The organism is Niastella soli (assembly GCF_017742245.1).
GTDB lineage: Bacteria > Bacteroidota > Bacteroidia > Chitinophagales > Chitinophagaceae > Niastella > Niastella soli.
In genome coordinates this window covers 274,682-294,794 of sequence record NZ_JAGHKO010000001.1, presented here as the reverse complement: position 1 = coordinate 294,794, position 20,113 = coordinate 274,682, and the positions used below count along the sequence as shown (strand labels likewise).

General features: G+C 42.2%; 16 protein-coding genes. 12 read left to right on the top strand and 4 right to left on the bottom strand.

Annotated features, from left to right (window positions below):
• The first annotated feature begins 9 nt into the window (after positions 1-9).
• Positions 10-1,242 carry a hypothetical protein gene (locus J7I42_RS01045; RefSeq protein ID WP_209136913.1) on the top strand — a complete coding sequence of 411 codons (1,233 nt, stop codon included), beginning with the start codon at positions 10-12 and terminating at the stop codon, positions 1,240-1,242.
• Positions 1,243-1,313: 71 nt separating this feature from the next.
• Positions 1,314-2,336 carry a polysaccharide deacetylase family protein gene (locus tag J7I42_RS01040; RefSeq protein ID WP_209136912.1) on the top strand — a complete coding sequence of 341 codons (1,023 nt, stop codon included), beginning with the start codon at positions 1,314-1,316 and terminating at the stop codon, positions 2,334-2,336.
• Between the two features lie 174 nt (positions 2,337-2,510).
• On the opposite strand, the gene J7I42_RS01035 is transcribed toward J7I42_RS01040, so the two are convergent.
• Positions 2,511-3,509, bottom strand: a complete 999-nt coding sequence (locus J7I42_RS01035; protein WP_209136911.1) for a GNAT family N-acetyltransferase — start codon at positions 3,507-3,509, stop codon at positions 2,511-2,513.
• A gap of 190 nt (positions 3,510-3,699) precedes the next feature.
• Between J7I42_RS01035 and J7I42_RS01030 the strand changes: the two genes are divergently transcribed.
• The 10 genes from J7I42_RS01030 to J7I42_RS00985 all read left to right on the top strand — a co-directional run bounded on the left by J7I42_RS01030 (position 3,700) and on the right by J7I42_RS00985 (position 18,388).
• Positions 3,700-4,875 carry a glycosyltransferase family 4 protein gene (locus J7I42_RS01030; protein ID WP_209136910.1) on the top strand — a complete coding sequence of 392 codons (1,176 nt, stop codon included), beginning with the start codon at positions 3,700-3,702 and terminating at the stop codon, positions 4,873-4,875.
• Complete coding sequence (locus J7I42_RS01025) at positions 4,859-5,467, top strand: sugar transferase (RefSeq protein WP_209136909.1); 609 nt, start codon at positions 4,859-4,861, stop codon at positions 5,465-5,467. Before J7I42_RS01030 ends, J7I42_RS01025 begins: the two co-directional genes overlap by 17 nt.
• A gap of 128 nt (positions 5,468-5,595) precedes the next feature.
• Entirely contained in the window at positions 5,596-6,972 is a 1,377-nt protein-coding gene (locus J7I42_RS01020; RefSeq protein WP_209136908.1) for a DegT/DnrJ/EryC1/StrS family aminotransferase, read from the top strand.
• 168 nt (positions 6,973-7,140) lie between these two features.
• Positions 7,141-7,770, top strand: coding sequence for an acetyltransferase (locus J7I42_RS01015; RefSeq protein ID WP_236065373.1), 630 nt, complete (start codon positions 7,141-7,143; stop codon positions 7,768-7,770).
• A gap of 103 nt (positions 7,771-7,873) precedes the next feature.
• Entirely contained in the window at positions 7,874-9,085 is a 1,212-nt protein-coding gene (locus tag J7I42_RS01010; protein WP_209136907.1) for a DegT/DnrJ/EryC1/StrS family aminotransferase, read from the top strand.
• A gap of 383 nt (positions 9,086-9,468) precedes the next feature.
• The gene (locus J7I42_RS01005; RefSeq protein WP_209136906.1) at positions 9,469-11,454 is read left to right on the top strand and encodes a polysaccharide biosynthesis protein; all 1,986 of its coding nucleotides are present in this window, start codon (positions 9,469-9,471) and stop codon (positions 11,452-11,454) included.
• Positions 11,455-11,699: 245 nt separating this feature from the next.
• Positions 11,700-12,530, top strand: a complete 831-nt coding sequence (locus tag J7I42_RS01000; protein WP_209136905.1) for a polysaccharide deacetylase family protein — start codon at positions 11,700-11,702, stop codon at positions 12,528-12,530.
• 35 nt (positions 12,531-12,565) lie between these two features.
• The gene (locus J7I42_RS00995; protein ID WP_209136904.1) at positions 12,566-13,117 is read left to right on the top strand and encodes a serine O-acetyltransferase; all 552 of its coding nucleotides are present in this window, start codon (positions 12,566-12,568) and stop codon (positions 13,115-13,117) included.
• Positions 13,118-13,128: 11 nt separating this feature from the next.
• Positions 13,129-13,953, top strand: a complete 825-nt coding sequence (locus J7I42_RS00990) for a polysaccharide deacetylase family protein (protein WP_209136903.1) — start codon at positions 13,129-13,131, stop codon at positions 13,951-13,953.
• Between the two features lie 628 nt (positions 13,954-14,581).
• On the top strand, positions 14,582-18,388 hold the full coding sequence (locus J7I42_RS00985; RefSeq protein WP_209136902.1) for a PKD domain-containing protein: 3,807 nt from the start codon (positions 14,582-14,584) through the stop codon (positions 18,386-18,388).
• A gap of 132 nt (positions 18,389-18,520) precedes the next feature.
• Here the strand turns inward: J7I42_RS00985 and J7I42_RS00980 are convergent, their stop codons facing one another.
• From J7I42_RS00980 to J7I42_RS00970, 3 genes are read right to left on the bottom strand one after another with little or no spacing between them, the layout of a single operon-like run.
• Positions 18,521-18,814 carry a YtxH domain-containing protein gene (locus tag J7I42_RS00980; protein ID WP_209136901.1) on the bottom strand — a complete coding sequence of 98 codons (294 nt, stop codon included), beginning with the start codon at positions 18,812-18,814 and terminating at the stop codon, positions 18,521-18,523.
• A 55-nt stretch (positions 18,815-18,869) separates the two neighbouring features.
• Complete coding sequence (locus J7I42_RS00975; RefSeq protein ID WP_209136900.1) at positions 18,870-19,085, bottom strand: hypothetical protein; 216 nt, start codon at positions 19,083-19,085, stop codon at positions 18,870-18,872.
• A 26-nt stretch (positions 19,086-19,111) separates the two neighbouring features.
• Complete coding sequence (locus J7I42_RS00970; RefSeq protein WP_209136899.1) at positions 19,112-19,576, bottom strand: hypothetical protein; 465 nt, start codon at positions 19,574-19,576, stop codon at positions 19,112-19,114.
• Between the last annotated feature and the right edge of the window lie 537 nt (positions 19,577-20,113).

The following is a 20,113-nucleotide window of genomic DNA, read 5'->3' as shown; positions in this document are numbered from 1 at the left end:
CTCAGGACCGTGATAGGTGGAATAATTTTAGTGATCCTGTTTTATGTAGTAACGTTGCCATTACTACAAATGATGAAACGGAATTTGCCCTGGTTCCAGGTAGGTTTAATGAAAAACCTGTACTGGTTCCATACGCTGTTTTGTATCATCTATTATGTATTTCAATTATTTTCCCGTTCCGATTCGCAGGACTATTATCTGCGGGCTGCGCAAAATTACGCTACCTGGTTCAGCGCCTATGACACGGGTACGCCCTTCATTGATTTTATGGGTTACCCATTCATCAATTACCTGGGCTTTACCTTCGAAATGATGTTTGTGCTGTTTGCGTATATGGGGTACTGGGGCTTTGTTTACTTCTACGTATATTTTAAAGAAAATACAAAGTACAAACACAAGATCTGGGGTATGGAGCTGATACCCCTGCTGTTCTTTCTACCCAATATGCACTTCTGGACCGTTTCACTGGGTAAAGGATCGATCATCTTTTGGGGACTGGGTATGACGATGTATGGCCTTAGTAAGTTAAAGACCCGAAAACTACAATTGATACTGGGTTTGCTGATCGTCTATCATGTACGCCCGCATGTGTTTTTATTTATGGCCGTTGGTATTGTGGTGGGCATGTTTACGGGTCGGCAAAAAGTGCCGGTATGGCAAAAGCTGTTGGTGTTTGGTGCCAGTATTGGTGCGATGGTCTTATTGTATGATAAGATAATGGCCTTCTCAAAGATCGATGGCGACAACGTGTTGCAAAGTTTTAACCAGTTCTCTGCTGTTCGCTCCTATGAGTTGTCAAAAGCCGGGTCGGGTATCGACATCTCCAATTACCCGCTGGCGTTAAAGTTATTCACCTTCTGGTTTCGCCCTTTATTTGTCGATTCGCCAGGCGCTATGGGGCTGCTGGTTTCTGTAGAGAACGTATTGTATCTGGCATTGACCGCAAAATTGTTTCAGAAAGGATTTATAAAATTCTTGCGCAAAGGGTCCGCCTTATTAAAAACAAGTGCGGTTGCATTTCTGGCCACTTCTTTTGCTTTGTCGAACACAATGTCGAATATGGGGATCATCATCCGGCAAAAAAGTATGATCATGTACTTTTTGTTGTTTGTGATCGTGATGTTCCTTGATTATAAAAAAGACCTGCAGGTGATGAAGCGGAGAAAGGCGATGGAAAGTCGTGAAGCTGAACCTACGGAGCCTCCAAAACAAGTGAAGCTGGCGATTGCAGGGAGGGCGTGAAACGTGAAACGGGAAACGGGAAAGGGCTCAAGACAACTCACAATAAAAAACTCTGAACTTAAAACTGATATATGCAAGGGATATTCACCATCTCGCTTGATTTTGAACTCCACTGGGGTGTATTTGATAAAAGAGATCGTCAACTGCGGGAAGCCAACTATAAAAATACACTGCGCATTGTTCCGCAAATGCTCGAAATGTTCAGCAAATACGATGTGCATGTAACCTGGGCAACAGTTGGTAGCTTGTTTGCTGCCAACCGGGAGGAATGGGAAACCTTTAGGCCTTCCATTGAGCCTGATTATGCTGTAGAAAAGTATTCCGCTTATAAATGGGTTCGTCAGCATGGAATGGACTCACAATTTCAATGGGCGCATTTTGCTCCGGAAGAAGTAGAAATGATCATGAAATATCCGGGACAGGAACTGGCAACACATACGTTTAGCCATTATTATTGCCTGGAGGAGCAACGGGAGAAAAGGGCTTTTGACGCCGATCTGAAAGCGGCCGTTAAAGCAGGTGAAAAGTTTAATGCGCCTATGCGTTCGCTGGTGTTTCCACGTAATCAGTTCAATCCCGAATACCTGAAGATCTGTTATGATAATGGTGTTAAAACGGTTCGTTCCAACCCGGATGGATGGTTTTGGTCGCCGGTCACCAATGGCGGCGCGGGTTTAATGAGAAGGGTATTCCGTACTGCTGATGCCTATATACAGGTAGGAGGTGTAAGAACTTCTTATCCTTTAGATAAAATTAAAATAACGCCTGGTGAACCATTACAGTTACCTGCCAGCCGTTTCTTACGGCCCTGGAGCCCGAAATCGGAACTGGCCAATAAAATGAGGTTACGCAGGTCGCGCCAGGAGATCCGCATTGCGGCGCAACGAAAAGAAGTATATCATTTGTGGTGGCACCCCGAAAATTTTGGTGATTATCCCGAGCAGAATTTACAAAACCTGGAAGTGCTGTTAAAGGAGTTCAAAAAGTGTCAACAGAAATATGGTATGACCAGCTGGAATATGGGCGAATATGATAAATACCTGGTGGGGGCGTCAGCGATAAAAGGGGCAAAACAGGCCGATAAAGTATTGTAATAAAGCAGCAGAAAGATATTCTACCCGATAGCCACATAGGAGCATATTCAATTCAATTGTTTGTATAGGTTTGAAATGGTTATGTTTCTATGTGCCTATCTGGTCTATGATTTCAGCCTTTAAAATAAAGAACAGTCGGTGTTTCCCGGCTTACCAACCATGGCGGATGAACTATTAAAATAATTCCATGTCGCCAAGAGAATAGCCCCAGTTTTTAATGTCCAGTAATTCGGGAAATTTTTCATTCATGTTCAAATCTCTTAGGGTAACAATGGGACCACGGTTCTGAACAGGTATTATTCCCATCCAGTTAAGAGCAGATTGATGTGATTGATATTGCTGTCCTGAAAATGAAATGACCTGTATTTTATGTTTTTTGCAGTAAGGAAGAACCACCTTGCTGATCCGGGAGTTGATGCGCCTGTTTGCTGAAGGGTTATTAAATAACATACAGTCTACCAGGCGCAGCTCCCGGGTAAATGAATGTTGTTTTATCCGGCCAATAAGCAGAAAGCTTTCGAAGTCGGTAAAATAATTATAATTGAATAACGGGTTGATGGCGTAGCGCCACCGGATATACGAACCAGACAATACCGTGTTTAAATGGGTGCTATCGGGGATGTAATTATCCATTAAGCTAAACACTTTTGGGGCCCAGGTTTGGGTAGGTGTAGGGTCATCGGCGCCCGCATTACCTGACCTCTTTTTGAACGCAAGGGCATACGCGAGGGCAATGGGATTGCGAACTTTGAATTTTAATGGCATTCTGCCCTGTTGTACCCAGCCCATTTTTAAATAACCCGGCCGGCTTTGATCATTCGGCGTATTGAATACAAAATCGATGCCCTGTTGTTTACACAGCTCAAGCTGTTGCAGGGTCAGTTTTTTGAATATGCCTTTACCCTGGTGATCGGGGTGAGTAGCTGTATCAACGGCGCGAATGGCTTTGTAAACCCTGTCATTCCATTTCCACTGCCATTGCATAAAAGCCCTTAATCCAATAAGCGTGCCCGCTTCTTCGGCCAGCAAAACAAAAGAAGCACCGAAGGGATTTTGTTCGTGTTTCCAATTCCACAAAAATTCCGATTTAGGAATAAGCCCTTCTCCCAATGATTTTTTCAAAAGCGCTATCATTGCGGGTTTGTCCTGGGGCGTGGCGGATCGTATTTGCATGGTAAGTAGATTATTGTTGATTGAAGCTGGGTTAACGAATTACAATGTTCGAATTCCAATAAAAACAATTGGTCGCACATTGTAAAATAAATTACGAATATTTTTTCTTCTTTACAAGATTGCAGTTGTATAAAGGTAAGCAATCTTTATAGCGTACCCGAATTCGGCTCCTCGTACACAAATAGATAACATGAAATCATCGAATAAACTGATCCGGATAACCACGGTGCCTGTGTCGTTAAGTGTATTGCTTAAAGATCAGCTAAGGTATATGTCTGGTCATTTTGAAGTGCTCGCGGTTTCATCCCCTGATAAAATGCTCGAACAGGTTGGTGTTCGTGAAGGGGTGCGAACTGCGCCGATCTCTATGACGCGTGCTATTACACCGGTGAAAGACATAAAGGCATTGTGGAAATTGTACAGATTGTTGAAAAAAGAAAAACCTGCTATTGTGCATACCCATACGCCCAAGGCCGGGTTGCTGGGTATGATGGCAAGCCGGTTGGCAGGTGTGCCTGTGCGCATGCATACTGTGGCCGGAATGCCATTGATGGAAAATACAGGGGTTAAAAGGAAAGTACTTGATTTTGTAGAACGGCTTACTTACAGCTGTGCCACACATGTATACCCGAATTCGAAAGTGCTGGCCGGCTTTATTCTGGAGAATCATTTCTGCAAGGAACAAAAAATGAAAGTGCTGGGGAATGGAAGCAGCAATGGTATCAATACCCGTTTTTTCCAGCCCGGCGAAGAATTGAGTAACGCGGCCATTGAACTAAAAAAGAAATTCGGGTTAACGGAAAAAGACTTTGTGTTTGTATTTGTAGGCAGGCTGGTGAAAGATAAGGGAATTGAAGAGCTGGTAGCCGCCTTCAGTGAACTCAGGAAAAAGTATCCGCATATAAAATTATTGCTGGTAGGTCCGTATGAACCGGAACGCGATCCGATTGCGCCGGATACCCGAACGATCATTGAAACAGATCAATCCATCGTTCATGCCGGATTTCAGCAGGATATCAGGCCTTTTTTAATGATCAGCCAGGTATTAGCTTTTCCTTCTTATCGTGAGGGATTCCCTAATGTGCCTATGCAGGCCGGTTGTTTTAATCTGCCTTCTATTGTAACTGATATTAATGGTTGCAATGAGATCATTGAGGATGGCAAAAACGGGTTGATCATTCCGGCCAAGAACATCCTGGAACTGAAAAATGCCATGGAGCGGTTATTGACTGATCCGGCTTTATATCTTACTTTGCAAACAAATGCACGTAAGATGATCGTGGACCGATATGAACAAAAATATCTTTGGGAATTGTTGTTAAAAGAATATCACGACCATTTAAAAGCTCATGCAATTGTATCGTAATTTATTAAAAAGATGTTTCGATCTGATAGTAAGCCTGATCGCTTTCAGTTTACTATTTCCTTTCTTTATACTTATTACAGCACTACTTTTTATAGCCAACCAGGGCAGTCCATTTTTTGTACAGCCACGCCCGGGCAGGTATGGACGAATCTTTAAGCTGGTGAAGTTTAAGACCATGAATGATAAAAAAGATGCTGCGGGCAATTTGTTATCAGATGCAGAACGCTTAACGGCTATTGGGAAGTTCATTAGAAAAACATCACTTGATGAAATTCCACAATTGATCAATGTCATTAAAGGTGAAATGAGTTTGATAGGACCACGACCTTTGTTGGTGGAATACCTACCTTTATACAACGATAATCAAAAGCGAAGGCATGAAATACGTCCAGGCATTACAGGTTGGGCACAGGTGAATGGTCGTAATGCCATAGGATGGAATGAGAAGTTTGAACTGGATGTATGGTATGTAGATAATGTAAGTTTTCAGCTTGACTGTAAGATTGTGTTTTTTACTATTATGAAGGTTGTTAAAAGTGAAGGTGTTAGTCAGCAAGGTCATGTAACAATGACTAAATTCCAGGGAAACTAAGTGTTTCAATCCTCCCCTCCAAATATTCCTCTGTATTACCCGGTTATTATGCTGAAATAATCGTAATTTATTAATGGGTCAGCTAACTTATGAATGATTAAATACTAAACCCTTAAGAAGCTCTGATTATGATTCGTTTTTCACCTCCTTATATCGATGATGATATAATCAACGAAGTAACCTCTATACTTCAAAGTGGCTGGCTTACCACCGGACCTGCCACAAAACAGCTTGAGAAAGAAATGGCGTCATTTTGCAATGTTGATCACACCCTGGCCGTAAACTCGGCTACATCGGGTATGATCTTGATGTTGCATTGGTATGGCATAAAAGAAGGCGACGAGGTTATTGTGCCGGCTTATACCTACTGTGCTACAGCATTGGCGGTAATGCATGTGGGCGCCAAGCCGGTTATGGTTGATGTGGGAAGCGATTTTAATATCGATTGTAATAATGTAAGAGCGGCCATTACTGAAAGAACAAAAGCAATAATTGCTGTTGATTTTGCCGGCTGGCCTTGCGATTACGATGGTATATACAGCATCGTAAATGATCCCGAAATTAGAAAGAAGTTCCGGCCGGCCTCAGATGCCCAGCATCAATTGGGCCGTATTATGATCATGGACGATGCCGCACATGCGCTGGGAGCCACTTACAAGAACAAGCCTATTGGTTCCTGTGCCGACATCACTGTTTTCTCTCTGCATGCCGTAAAAAATATTACATCTGCTGAAGGTGGCGTTATTGCCATCAATCTGCCGATGCCCTTTAATAGTGAGGAAGTGTATAACACCCTTCGCATATGGAGTCTGAATGGCCAAACAAAGGATGCTTTTACAAAAACCAAGGCCGGGGCCTGGCAATATGATGTTATTTATCCCGGTTTCAAAATGAACATGCCCGATGTGCTGGCTGCTGTAGCATTGGCGCAGTTCAAGAAATATGAGAACCTGTTGCTGATTGAAAGAAAAAGAGTGTTCGATTTTTATACCAATATTTTTTCAAAATACGATTGGGCTATTTGTCCGCCGTATCAACAAAGCGGTTGTTCGTCTTCCTACCATCTTTATCCATTGCGTATTAAAAATGGAACAGAGGCAGAACGTAATAAAATTATAGAAGGGATCTCAGGGCGTTCTGTTGCGGTGAATGTACATTTTACGCCTTTGCCCATGCTTACCGTATTTAAACAGGCAGGTTATAAGATCGAGGATTATCCTGCTTCCTTTGATTTATATAGCAACGAGATCTCTCTTCCCATCTATCCTCAACTCACCAACGACGAATGCAGGACTGTAACAGAAGCGGTTATTGAATCAGTAAAAGAACTGCGACCTGTAAAAACGCTGCTTCGTTCAATTTTATTTCCCGTAATGATCATGATGGGAAGTTTGGAAAATGCCACTATGTCTGATGAGCGGGAGATCGATGATGAAAATTCATACAGTTATGCCGAAGGGTTTGTAAAGAGGAAGGCTGGCAGGTATTACCGGTTTACCGCTTAGTGGTATATTGATTAAAATTAAGCTATTTGCATAATTATAATATTGCGCATCAAATTTTAGTGTGTATTTTTGCACCATAGTTTGATGTCCTATCCATTTTTTACCTAATTGAGTACCGATCAATTTCCCGTTTAAAATCCTTTCTGCGAATAGCCCTTATTAAACTTTATGTTGCTTACTAATAGAATTTTAATGTATGGTGCAAGTGGCCATGCGAAAGTGATCTGTGAAATACTGGAAGCCCAGGGCCGTACATTATATGGATTGATAGATGATAATCCGCAGGTAACATCTTTGCTGGATTATTCCGTATATAACACCTTGCAGCAGGCTGAAGTGGTACCGGATGATGAATTTATTATTTCCATTGGCAGTAATCGAATTAGAAAAATAGTAGCCCATAAATTAAGTGGAGTAAAATTTACCACAGCGATTCATCCGGCTGCTGTAGTTTCACCACGATGTTCAATTGGTCAGGGAACGGTTGTAATGGCTAATGTTACAGTTAATGTACACAGCCACATAGGGAATCATGTTATATTAAACACTAATTGTTCCATTGATCATGATTGCCTGGTAGAGGATTATGTACATATTTCACCCAACGTTGCCCTGTCAGGAAATGTGCAGGTAGGAGAGGGAACACAAATTGGGATCGGTGCGTCGGTAATGCAAAATATTCGTATAGGTAAGTGGGTAATGGTGGGCGCGGGCGCCGTGATAATAAGGGATGTGCCCGATTATGCAGTAGTGGTGGGGAACCCGGGCCGGATCATAAAAATGAATGAACCGGCATAAATTTCAGAAAAAAATAGACTGGAGATAATATTTAAATAACCTGGTTGGCGGAACTTGTTTTATCTGGAAAAGCATTATAATTTGCCAATTTAAGTTGCATTCAATGAAAGAGAAAATCTGGTTGTCGTCTCCGCATATGGGAGAAAAGGAAATGAAGTATGTTCAGGAAGCATTTGCTACAAACTGGATTGCGCCGCTTGGCCCTAATGTAAACGGTTTGGAACATGACCTGGAAGCTTACCTGGGAAATGATGTGCATGTGGCAGCCTTAAGCTCTGGCACTGCAGCCTTGCATTTAGCATTGGTGATCCTGGGTGTTAACGCAGGTGATGAAGTGATTTGCCAGTCAATGACTTTCTCGGCCTCAGCAAACCCAATAGTTTATCAGGGAGCTTCACCTGTATTTGTTGATAGTGAAGAAACTACCTGGAATATGTCGCCCGAGTACCTGGAAGAAGCGATACAGGACCGCATAAGGAATGGCAAAAAGCCCAAGGCGATCATTGTAGTGCACTTGTATGGAATGCCGGCCCGTATGGATGAGATCATGAACATTGCACGCCGGTACGAAATTCCAGTGATTGAAGATGCGGCTGAAGCATTAGGTTCTACATATAAAGGAAGGGCTGTAGGAACTTTTGGCGATATGGGAATCCTTTCTTTTAATGGGAATAAAATTATAACCACCTCCGGTGGCGGAGCCCTTATTTCGGCTAATGAAGAATATATAAAGGAGGCACGCTTTTTAGCTACCCAGGCCCGCGATCATGCTCCCCATTACCAGCACTCGCAGATCGGTTACAATTATCGCATGAGTAATGTATGCGCTGGTATAGGCCGGGGCCAGATGGAAGTATTACCCCAACGGGTTGCCCAACGCCGCTATAATTTTGACTTTTATAAACAGGCGCTGGCAGATGTAGATGGTATACAGTTTATTGCAGATCCAGGCAAGGATTTTTACTCTAATCATTGGTTAACGACCGTTCTGATCGATAGCGATGAGTATTCAATAATAGATATTCAGGATGCACTTACCGAAGATAATATAGATTGCCGGCCATTATGGAAACCTATGCATATGCAGCCGGTATTTAAACATTGCCTTTATTATGGCAATGGCATAAGCGAACGCCTGTTCGATAAAGGGCTTTGTTTGCCATCGGGTTCAAATTTAACGGAAGCAGAACTGAACCGGGTTGTAGCGCGTATAGGGGAAGTGGTGAATGTGAAAAAATCATTTAAAAATATTGCGAATAATCCAATTTCTTGCGTAACTTTCGCTTTAGTTACAGCCCTCACAATGTTCGTATGAGTGTCCTGATACTTTAATTGTAGTGGTCCATTCTAACAATAAACTACGGATCAAGGATATTCTTTAGTCTTGGTAACATCCGATCCTTTGAAATGTCTTCCTTTTCAAATCCAGCTGTTGTCCTTCTAAATAGTCTCCTTTGATCGATATCCTTGTGCAAATCCGCATATATATGTTGTTGTTTATGTGGTAGTAATCCTTTGAACTTCCTGCTGTTACAATCCATTTTCTGTGCATTTAATATAACCCTGGATCCATATTTCCTGCGTAATATCCATATTTCGCCTTGGCCATCTTTTGCATGACGCTCATGGTCATTCCATTTATTTCCTGGAAAATCCACATATAGGAACAATCAACATTGTAAACTTATTGCTAATAGCATGAAGAAGTTTCTGTCATTCTCCAGGCCTGTACCCAGATGGGTAATATTGATAATAGATCTGGTTATTACCGGATTCTCTTTTACATTATCATATTTTGTAGTAAAACAGTTTGAGTTCTCCGCAATATTGCGCGGGCACTTTTTTGTATACACTATTCTTTACTGCGCACTTTCGTTGCCGGTATTTTATTTAATGCGCATACACACGGGCATGCTGCGTTTTTCGAATGTATATGACATGATGCGCATCTCCCTGGCGGTATTGATCACTGGCGTATTATATCCCATAGCCGTTGTTTTCGTTGTAAATAAAGAATACCACATCAATACCCTGAATATACCGGGTGTACTATTGATAAACTTCTTTTTCAGCTGCACCCTGCATATGATGTTGCGCTCCATGGTCCGTGGATTCTATTATTATGTAAAACATAATGCCATTGTGTTGAAAGAAAATGTGCTTATCTATGGAAGCGATAGCGAAGCCATGCTGGTAAAACAGTCGGTTGAGTCAAGTATCACCAACAAATTTGTGATTGCCGGTTTTGTAGAAACTGATATCAATAAGGCAAATGTTACCATTCAACAGAAAAAGGTTTACCATATCAGAGAGTTGCCTTTACTGAAAACAAAGAAAAAGATCGATAAGCTGATATTAATGAACGAACAGCTCGATAGTAAGGACAAAAAAGTGGTAATTGAAAAATGTTTGCAGTTCGGAATAAAGGTATTGACTGTTCCACCTTCTGATCAATGGATCTATGGTAAACTAAGCCTGAAACAAATTCAGGAGTTGCGGATCGAAGATCTGTTACAACGCGACCCCATCATTATCAATAACGAAAAAATTTCGAGCGAATTAACCGGTAAAAGAATTTTGATCACCGGTGCTGCTGGTTCAATTGGGTCAGAAATAGTGCGTCAGGTGTTGTCGTTTGAGCCTGAAATGGTGGTATTGTGCGATCAGGCAGAATCTCCTTTGCATGAAATTCAGCTGGAAATGGAAGAGAAGTTCCCCGGCGCTAATATCAAGATCTTTATTGGGAACATTCGCGACCGCAACCGGATGCAGATACCATTCCGGGAATTCCGTCCCAACTTTGTTTTCCATGCAGCAGCTTACAAGCATGTGCCCATGATGGAAAAACATCCTTCGGAAGCCATTCTTACCAACGTAATGGGGACCAAGATCATTGCCGATCTGTCAGTCTTGTACAACGTACATAAATTTGTGATGATCTCAACCGATAAGGCAGTGAACCCAACCAATGTAATGGGTACCTCCAAGCGGATAGCAGAAATGTATGTACAGTCGTTAAGTACCGTGGCCGATAACCTGGTCGATCAAACGATCATGGGTCTTATCAATGGAGAAAGCAAGAGCGGAGCGAACGGTACTAAAACCAAGTTTATAACCACTCGTTTTGGAAATGTACTGGGTTCTAATGGTTCTGTTATTCCCAGGTTCAGACAGCAAATTCAAAATGGTGGACCTGTTACGGTTACTCACCCTGAGATCACCCGCTATTTCATGACCATCCCCGAAGCGGTGCAATTGGTAATGGAAGCAGCGATCATGGGTAAAGGTTCTGAAATATTTGTATTTGATATGGGTAAACCGGTTAAGATCGTTGACCTGGCACTGAAGATGATCCGCCTGGCCGGTTTAACACCCGATGAGGATATCAAGATCGTTTACAGTGGATTGCGTCCTGGTGAAAAATTATACGAGGAACTGTTGAATGAGAAAGAGAAGACCTTGCCAACGCACCACGAGAAAATAAAAATTGCCAAGATCATACCTTGCTCACATAAAGTTGTAAGAGATATTGAAGAATTGATCAGCATGGGCCGCCTGGAGGATAACTATGGAATAGTGAAGAAGATGAAAGAGCTGGTGCCCGAATTCAAGAGCAAGAATTCTCAATACGAAAAACTCGATCTACAACTTAATAAGGCCTATACTACAACGGCCGCCGATTGAAACACCAACCTCACAGGCAACAGCTATAGTATATTGATGGGACCCGCTTAGCAATGTATTATGATGGTTGTTGCCTGTTTCATTTTTACCTGCATAGTATTCCTTTTGTCGCCGTCAGCAATAAATTAATATAGCTGCCGGCTTTTATTTCAATAGTAAAAAGGGTATCTTTCTATTAGCTGGAAAACGATACTTAAGCACTGAGCCTGATTTTTAATTAATTATTCATCTATTAATCCAGTTCCATGGTATATCTAATAATACCGGTAGCAATCCTGGTTATAACCTTTATTCTAATGTATTTATATGCAGGACCTTTTTATAAAGGACTGCCCGTGCTGGTATATCATAAGATCAGCAGTACGAAGAAGCCCGACTTTTTAACCGTTTCTGCTTCAAGCATGCGAGAGCATCTCGAGTACATCAACAGAAAAGGGTACAATACGATCTTTCTCAGCGACATGATCGATTACATTGAGAAAGGCACTCCGCTTCCACCCAAACCTATCATGATCACACTTGATGATGGCTTCAGGGATAATTATACAGACCTGTATCCGCTGTTAAAAGAATTCAATTGCAAGGCCAATATTTTCATTGTTGCGGGGTTTGTACAAACGCCCGATAACCTGGGTCCCAGGACCGAGGGGGAGTTTATGCTGGTGGAAGAAGCAAAAGACCTCTGCAGTGAGCGCGTTCAATATGGCTTGCATACCATGTATCACAAGAGCTATCACCATATGACGCTGGAAGAAATTGATGAAGACATGCGTCAGAGCAAACAACGGCTCGATGAACTGGGTATTCCTTATCAGCCGGTCTTTGCCTATTCATTTGCGGCCCATATGTCGCATGAACCTGTAAAGCAGAAGGCCGTGTTTGGGATCCTGAAAAAATATGGCGTACGGTATGCCTTTAAAGTAGGGGACAGATTAAATAAGATTTCAATGCAGCGCATGAACCCGTTTTTGTTGAACAGGCTGACTATAACCGGTTCCTATAACATGTTCAAGTTCCGGATGGCTACTATAGGTTTTATTAGAATTGTACAGCGATTTGAACGCATAATGAAATAGACGTATCCCGATTTATAAATTGAAAACGCAAGGTAATGGACGAGTTGATCAGATCAGACCTTTATCGCTATTTTGGAAAGAACGACAGGAAAACGTTTTTTAAAGGTCTTGCGGTACCCGGCTTCCGGTACTCCTATGTTTTACGAAAATGCGCCCGCCATAAGAAGTATTCACTGCCCGGTATATTTTTCCGCATGTTATACCAGCGTTATAAATACAAATACGGCTTTCAGATCCCCATCACAACCAAGATAGGGAAGGGGTTGTACCTGGGCCATTTTGGAATGATAGTAGTGAATGGCAAGGCCATTATAGGCGATAACTGCAATCTTGAGCATGGGGTTACCATTGGCCAAACCAATCGGGGTAAAATGAAGGGAAGCCCGGTTATTGGAAACAATGTATGGATAGGTACCGGATCGGTATTGGTGGGAAATATTAATATAGGCGACAATGTGTTAATTGCGCCCAATTCTTATATAAACTCCGATATTCCAGCTAATAGTTTGGTTTTAAGTAATCGTGCGCTTGAGATAATACCCAAAGAGAATGCGGTGGAAGGCTATGTAAATAACCCGGTTAAATGATATTTTAGATAATGATATATATAATATTAGCTTTCTTAATTGTAATAGCCGCTATATATATAATTAAGATGGGGGCTGCCTTTGGCGGTTTGCCGGTTTTAAATTATCACAAGATAAGCAGTGGCAATAATGCTGATTTTCTCACCGTGAACACGGCTGAGCTGCGTAAGCATTTCAATTACCTGAACAAAATGGGCTATACCACCATTTTCATCAGTGATGTGTTGGCCCATATTGAACAAAAGAAACCTTTACCAGCCAAACCTGTCATGATCACGCTGGATGACGGGTACCGCGATAATTACACCAGCCTGTACCCGTTGCTGAAAGAATATAATATTAAGGCGAATATTTTCCTGGTAGGCGGTTTTATTCAATCGCCCGATAACAAACACCAGGACCCCAATCCCATGGGGGAGTTCCTGTTTGTTCATGAAGCGTTGGAAATGAGTAAAGACATGGTTGAGTTCGGGCTACACACTTACAGTCACCAGAGCTACTCAAAGCTGAGCCTGCCCGAAATAGACGCAGACCTTAAAAAAACAAAAGAAAGGCTTCAGAAACTGGGTATACCTGTTCAACCCTGTCATGCCTATACATTTGGCGCTTACAACCAAAAGGATGATAATAAGCGGCAGGCGATGTTTGAGCTGCTACAACAAAATGATGTCCGCCTGGCATTCCGGGTGAGTAATTGGGTCGATAAACTGCCTATTCAAAATAACTACTTCGTCAGCCGTATCCATGTTAGTGGTTTATTTTCCTTCTTTACATTCAAAGTGGCGGTGTGGGGTTTTATAAAAATAATCAACCGCTTCGAAAAAATTATGAAATAGCCTTCCTTGCAGGTGATTTGTAGGAACTAAAAAAAGCTTTCGCATTTGTAATTCCTGGCCAATGAATTGTTTTTAGAACAATTAATAACGGCGGCCAATCGTCAGGCATTTCTCTTCTTCCTTATATATAGTATTAGTGTTCTGCCAGTTCTATTAAAATTAAATTTAATAGGACTGGCTTTTTTGTTTCTACCCATTTGTTGTAACTGCTCGTTTTCTAACCTATCGTATAATTCCTTTTTCTTCATTATTTTTTATGATTGTCGTCAGTTATCTGTTTTCCACATTTAACGAAGTACTTGTGCTTGTTAAAATATAGTACAATGCGCATGAGCGAAAGGCGTTATTTACTATTGAGTATGCGAAGTTTTGCTGATTTTTAAAATCAGCGATTTTCTCCAATACTATTTTTATTGTGTACTTGTTATAATAAATATCAGTGCTGTGGCGAGTTCTATGAGGATGAGCATTTTAAAATAACGGGCAAGCTGTTTCATATTTCAATTCAAGAAATGTATTTGACTTAAGTCTATTTTTTTATGATTCTTTTATTGAACAAATATTTGGGCATTATAATTGTTCAGTAATTCGTGAAATTACTCTTTAAGAAAAACGTAAAAATATCCCTATGATCAACAAGTCTACTCGAAGGAAATTCCTCCGTGACTCGTCATTGACTGCTACTGGAGTAGCAATTGCGTCGCAATTAGGGGCGAAAAAGCAAGAAATCCGTGCCAACGTGATCAAGTGCGCACCTCGTCAAACATTCGCACTTGAAGGTACTATCTCCACTGTACAATCAGGCAATTGGTCTGATCCCGGTACCTGGGGCGGTAAGCTTCCGGGGGCATCAGACACTCCTCTCATTTCATCAGGGCATATAATTAATTATGATCTAGCCACTGCAAATTTTAGCGGTGTAAATATTAGCAGCGGTGGTACATTACAGTTTGATAGCGGCAAAAGCACCACGCTGCAAACAACAGGTAATGTAGTAGTGGAAGGAAAGTTGACAATGCGTCCCTCTTCTGCCAATGTAATCCAAACTTTACGATTTATTAATATCGACGAAAGCAAATTCGTTGGTGGCGGTATGAACGTATTGGGTACAGATGTTGGTTTATGGGCAATGGCATCAGGGGTTTTAGACCTGATAGGAACCACCAAAACTGCGTTTGTACGTGCTGCAGGCAGCATAGCGGCTAATGCCACTGTAATTAATTTAAACAGCACCCCGGTAGGCTGGCAGGTTGAAGATGCCATCAGTATTGCTCCCACCGAATCTCCTACTGTAGGTGACGCCTATTTAAATGGCTTTGATGAGCGCACTATAAAAAGCATTTCGGGTTCATCAGTAACCTTAACGGCAGGTACCCTGCGTCAGCATCCGCAGATCAACGGCCAGTGGACTGCGGAGGTAATAAACCTTACAAGAAATGTGCGTGTGGAAGGAACTGCTACAGGAAGAACACACATTTTCATTCGTTCCTCGGTACCACAAACAATCTCGAACATCCAGATCCGGTACATTGGTCCCCGCAAAAACCGGGGTGGTGATGCTACTGCTGAATTTGTTCCGGGAAGATATGGACTCCACTTTCACCATTGTGATAACGGAAGCGTAGGTTCGATGGTTACAGGATGTGTGGTGCGTGATACCGGCAGTCACTGTTATGTACCCCATGCGTCGAATGGCGTAACCATGAAAGGCAACATTGCCTATAATGGAATGGAGATCGCCTTTTGGTGGGATGTGTTAGATGCCACACATGGCATTGTGTGGGATGGTAACCTGGTTGCCATCAGCAAGTTCATTCACGAAGCACTTGATGTAGATTCTGAGGATGCCCCCACATTTGCCTCGAGCGGTTTCTTGTTGGGAGTAGGTGATGACAATGTTTGTAACAACAACGTTACAATTGGCACTACAGGCGATTTTAGAGCTGGTGGGGCTTATTACTGGATGGAAGGATTGATTGAAAGTGTTTGGGAGTTCAAGAATAATATAGCCCATAACTGCCATGCCGGTTTGGTTTCATGGCAGAACAACCTAAAGAATCACATCGTTAGAGATTCCATTCTGTATAATTGCGGTATGGGCATCTACCATGGAGCTTATACCAATACCTATCTGTACACTGGTGGGTTTGTTTACAACAGCCCAATTACCATTAAAGCATCGTCAGGCAACAGTAACGCCCTGAAGTTCCAGAACATGACCATAGATGCAGCCGGACTTGACTATGCTATTATCCTCGATGAAGGTCCGTTGGATGGCGAAAGACCCGTATTTATCAGAAACTGTACTATTACCAATAGCAAAAAGGCTGGTATTAATAATGCGTCGCCAAAGGCGTTAAAAGCCTTGGATGTTATACAATGTACTACATCAGGTATCCAGGGGGGCTCCCTTTCTTTACTGTCCACCGCAGTGGACTATCTGCTGAGTTCAGACGCAAGTTCCCTGGAGTACATCCGGGTTCAACCAACAAGCGGTACCCCTTTTCAGCTTTCAAAATCAGGTAAAACAACTATTGCTCCGTTTGCGGCTTATATCTGGGGTGATGGCGGCGGGTTGAAAGGCGAGTACTTTTCTGACGCCAATTTATCAAAGTTGGTATTCTCAAGAATAGACCACAATGTAAGTTTCCTCGACTGGACACAACTTGGTGTGCATTATAAAATAACCAGCAATACCTTCTCCGTACGCTGGTCGGGTAAAATAATGGCGCAGTATTCCGAGCCATATACCTTCACTGCAGAAACCGGTGGAGGGGTTCGTTTGTGGATTGATGGAAAACTGATCATCGATAGCTGGAAAGAAATGTATCCTGGTGAAATTAATTCTTCCAGTATTACGCTGGTAGCAGGCCAGAAATATGATATCAAGCTGGAACATTTTAACACAGACGATCGGATGGGAATGGGGTTATATTGGAAAAGCAACAGTATGCAGAAAAGGGAGTATGTTCCTATGGATCAACTCTTCGCTGACCCGGTTACTACACCCGGTAATCAACCGCCAATTGCCAATGCTGGTTCAGACAGCACCATTTCTCAGGCTCTGAACATAGCTACGCTGGATGGCGCCGCTTCAAGGGATACGGATGGCACCATCAAAACATATGCATGGGCAAAAGTAGGTGGGCCCAGTCAATACACCATTACTAATCCCGGGGCTGCCACAACAACAGTGACCGGTATGCAGGTTGGGGTGTATGTATTCCGATTAACAGTAACAGACGATAAAGGCGCTTCCTCATCAGACGATGTAAACGTAACTGTACAAGCCCCTAACGTGGCACCAGTTGCGAATGCAGGTGCTGATATCAATTTGACCCTGCCTACCAACTATACAACCCTGAATGGTGGGGCCTCAAAAGATCCTGATGGGTTTATCCAATCATATAAATGGTCATTAGTAAGCGGGCCTTCCAACCCCACTATTGGCGATGCCAGCTCTGCAGCAACAGCCTTGAGTGGACTGGTTGCCGGCACCTATGTGTTCCAATTAAAAGTAACTGATGATAAAGGAGCTACCGCTACTGATAACGTTAATGTCATAGTAAGCAATTCCGGTACACCTGCCAATAAGCCGCCAACGGCCAGTGCAGGACCTGACCAGGTGATCACTTTGCCAACAAATTTTGTTACATTGAATGGTTCTGCTTCAAAGGATCCTGACGGTAGCATTACAAAATACCTCTGGACGCAAACAAGTGGACCCACTGGCAGTCTAGCCCTGATCTCAAATTCAGGTTCAAATATTACGGATGCAAAGAGCCTTGTAGCTGGTACCTATGTGTTCAGCTTAACTGTAACTGACAACAGCGGCGCTACGGCTAAAGATGATGTTACCATACTTGTAAACGATATTGTAGTATCGCCAGGTAACCAGGCTCCTGAAGCAAATGCCGGTGCGGATGTTACTGTTCAGCTTCCAAGTAGTGGTATTACATTGAATGGGACGCTATCAAAGGACACAGATGGTAAGATCGTTGCTTACAAATGGGTGAAAATAAGTGGACCAACAACTTTCTCTTTATTAACCCCGTCGGCTATTACCACAGTTCTCAATAATATGGTTGCTGGTACCTATGTATTCAGGCTGACTGTAACGGACGATAAAGGTGCAACAGATACTGATACAGTTACAGTGACTGTATTGCCGGCAAAACAACCGGATCTGGGCATCTTAACTGTTACAGCTTCGCCCAATCCTTCAACCACCACATTTAAGTTGAAGATCACCAGTGCGAATACTGATTCTATCTTTATTCACATTTACGATGCAACAGGTGGGTATGTTACCTCTATCTATAATGTAGGCAATAATTCCACTGTTACTGTAGGTGCTTACTGGAGACCGGGTGTATATACTGCCATTGTATGGCAGGGTAGTGTAAAGGCCATTATTAAGTTAGTAAAACAGTAATTCCGATTTGAGTATATAACTCGCCTTCCCGATTACTTCGGGAAGGCTTTTTTATTTTAAGCAGTTGTATGGGCAAAAAAAAAGCAGGCCTTGGCCTGCTCGAATATGGTTTTTCGGAATTGAAACCGAATCTTACATTTCGGTTTGCACCCGAGAAGATGCTTTTTCGGCAGCTTTTTTACCATTTTGCCACATGTCGCTAAGTTTATCAGACCATTTACCAGCTGAATCCTTAATGTTCTTTCTTATATCACTTCCTTTTTCTGGTGCTAATAACATTCCCACTGCAGCGCCTACAGCAGCAGCGCCTACCAAGCCCAAAATAACTTTAGTTGTTGTAGTCATGATTATAAAATTTAAATAAGTAATAGATATGTTGTGTTTTATCACTTCAAATCCTATTCCGCAGGTAATGAATTGACCCATAAGGTTGTATATCACGGGTACTGTCCATAAAAATCCCCAATGAGGGAACAATGCATCAGGCTGTTTTACGACTGCTACCAGCCAGTACTACCACCCCGCAAATGGCCACTCCAATGCCTGCGTACAATGGCCAGGCCACCGTATGTTGTTCTTTTTTCTTTATTTCAACCGGGCCCAGGTCAGCCACTTCTTTTTTTGTGGTGAAGTTTACCTCTCTTAATATGATCATGAGAATGCCAATGACGATCAATAAAATGCCTATCAGTTTCATGTTGATTGATTTATCTGTATTTGGTGTTAATACAAGGTTTTACCTGCTTCAGTTTTCTGGTTCTTCTTAACTGCTGTAGCGCCAATAACTGCTGTTAGGGCACCCAATATGGCGTTAACCGCAATGGTATTGGCTAGAATGATAAATAAAACATCGCCCCTGCCACTTTGGGCCGGCTCGCCTCTGTCGTTTAATCCAGTGAACATCGAATTTATCACTAGCGCCACAACGCATAGAAGTATGGCGAGTAAAATGCCATAAATGGTGATCTTGATCCCCATCATGGTAGATGATCGTAAACTGGCCGTATCGTGCACCCGATGATAACCCTTGAATACTCCCATTAATACAACAGCACAAAAAAGAAAATTACCAAGGTACAATAGCCAGGTATTCTCGTATTGTCTATTAAAAAGGAAAACAACAATGCTTAGCGTATTAAGTATTGCCGCCCACACAGAATACTTCCAGTAAAAAGCTTTCAGCGTCATATACTCTTTTGGTTATTCGCTAAAATTTCATGCCTGATGAGAGGGGAAGGTGTAGAGATTAATACACAGCAATGCAAATGAATAAGATAGAAGAGTAATAAAATAAAAAAGGAGGAAATCAAAGCTGATTCCCTCCCTGGGTTTAATGATTCTTTATAATGCTGCTTCTATCCCATGGTGAAACATGGGGGATAAGGTATGAAGGATAAGGCAAGCAAATGGAGGATCATTAGTGCCGGGAGCTGGTTAAAAAGGGAAGAAAGAAAGTTTCCGGAATGTTTCTATAGGTCCCTTTTCCTCCTGGCCTGGGGTTGCATAGGACAAGGTTGCTATCAGGATAAGGTACTTTTCAGGACAAGGTTGTAAACCAAGAGCAGTAAGGAGCAAAAGAGTGTAAAGAGGTTTTATGGAAAGCACTTGACAACTCTTCTACTCACTTTTAGCTCTTAGTTTCAAGGACAAGGTTAGTAACAGCCAAGAATAGATAAAGCAAAGTATTCCTTTACTTTTTATGCTCGGCTTATCGGACAAGGTTAA